Consider the following 1,438-nt stretch of genomic DNA (forward strand, 5'->3'; position numbering starts at 1 on the left):
CGCCGCGCGCGCCGCCACGGGGGGCGCCAGCGCCGCCACCATTCCCGGCGAGGAACCCTGGTCCGAGGCGCGGCTGGCCGCCTTGCGCGCCGAGGGCCGCCCCGTCTTCGTCAACATGACCGCGGCCTGGTGCATCACCTGCAAGGTGAACGAGCGTGTCGCCCTGTCGGGCGAGGCGGTGCGGCAGGCCTTCGCGCAGCGCAACATCGCCTATCTGAAGGGCGACTGGACCGATGGCGGCCCCGCCATCGCCGCCGTGCTGCGCGCGCATGGGCGGGAGGGCGTGCCGCTCTACCTCGTCTACCCCGCCGGCGGCGGCCAGCCCACGCTGCTGCCGCAGATCCTGACCGAATCCCTGGTGCTCGATTCCCTGCCCCCGGGCTGATCCATCCCTCGACGGAGTGACCGACCATGGCCATCAAGCTGTCCCGCCGTGCCACTCTCGCCATTCCGCTGGGCGCCGTGCTGATGCCGGTGCTGCCGCGGCTGGCCTATGCGGCCCCCAGCATCGGCGCCGCGGCGCCGGATTTCTCCGCCCCCGACCAGGATGGGCGGACCCGCTCCCTGTCCGAGTTCCGCGGCAAGGTGGTGGTGCTGGAATGGACCAACCATGACTGCCCCTTCGTGCGGAAGCACTACAACAGCAACAACATGCAGTCGCTGCAGCGGCTGGCGGCGGAGAAGGAGGTGGTGTGGCTCTCCGTCATCTCCTCGCCGCCGGGCGAGCAGGGGCATGTGACGCCCGAGCAGGCGAAGGCGCTGACCGGCGAGCGCAGCGCCGCCCCGGCCGCCGTGCTGCTCGACCCGCAGAGCCGCATGGCGCGCGCCTATGCCGCCACCACCACGCCGCACATGTATGTCATCGATCGCGAGGGGGTGCTGCGCTACATGGGCGGCATCGACAGCATCGCCTCCAACCGTGTGGAGGATGTGCCGAAGGCCGAGCCGCTGGCGCGCGATGCCATGCTGGCGGTGGCGGAGGGCCGCGCCGTGGCGCAGCCCGTCACCCGCAACTATGGCTGCGCCATCAAATACGCCCCCGGCGCCTGACCCGCCCGGCGGGAGGGCGGATGGCCCTCCCGCGTCTTTCCCGCGCCCCGGCTCCGGTCGGGGCTTGCGGGGCCGGCCGCGCTGCGGCTTTCATGCCGCCATGCCGCCCCGCTTCTCCCCCCGCCTCGCGCGCCTGATCGCCGCGGCCCTGCTGTTGCAGTGGCTGTCGCTGTTCGCGCCGCTGGCGGTGGCGGCCCCGGCCGGGTCCGGCCCGGTGCTGCACCTGGAGATCTGCACGCCCGAGGGGCTGCGCAGCATCGCCCTCGGCGATTCGGCGGGGGATGGGGAGACGGCGCCGGCCACCCCGCCCTGCCTGGTGCATTGCGCGCTGATGCTGGCCCCCGCCGCCAGCCTGCCGCCCGCCCCGCTGACCGCCCCCGCCCCGCGC

The 1,438-nt window shown here is 74.1% G+C and carries 3 protein-coding genes; all 3 read left to right on the forward strand.

The annotated features are described in order from the left end of the window. Positions 1–385, forward strand: a 385-nt coding sequence (locus HMPREF0731_RS20305) for a thioredoxin family protein (RefSeq protein WP_007006099.1), incomplete at its 5' end; no start/stop codon positions are given. 26 nt (positions 386–411) lie between these two features. Continuing rightward, complete coding sequence (locus HMPREF0731_RS20310; protein WP_007006100.1) at positions 412–1,050, forward strand: redoxin domain-containing protein; 639 nt, start codon at positions 412–414, stop codon at positions 1,048–1,050. Positions 1,051–1,150: 100 nt separating this feature from the next. Next, positions 1,151–1,438, forward strand: a 288-nt coding sequence (locus HMPREF0731_RS20315) for a hypothetical protein (protein ID WP_007006101.1), incomplete at its 3' end; no start/stop codon positions are given.

Origin of the sequence: Pseudoroseomonas cervicalis ATCC 49957 (assembly GCF_000164635.1) — a bacterium.
In the GTDB taxonomy this organism is placed as follows: Bacteria; Pseudomonadota; Alphaproteobacteria; order Acetobacterales; family Acetobacteraceae; genus Pseudoroseomonas; species Pseudoroseomonas cervicalis.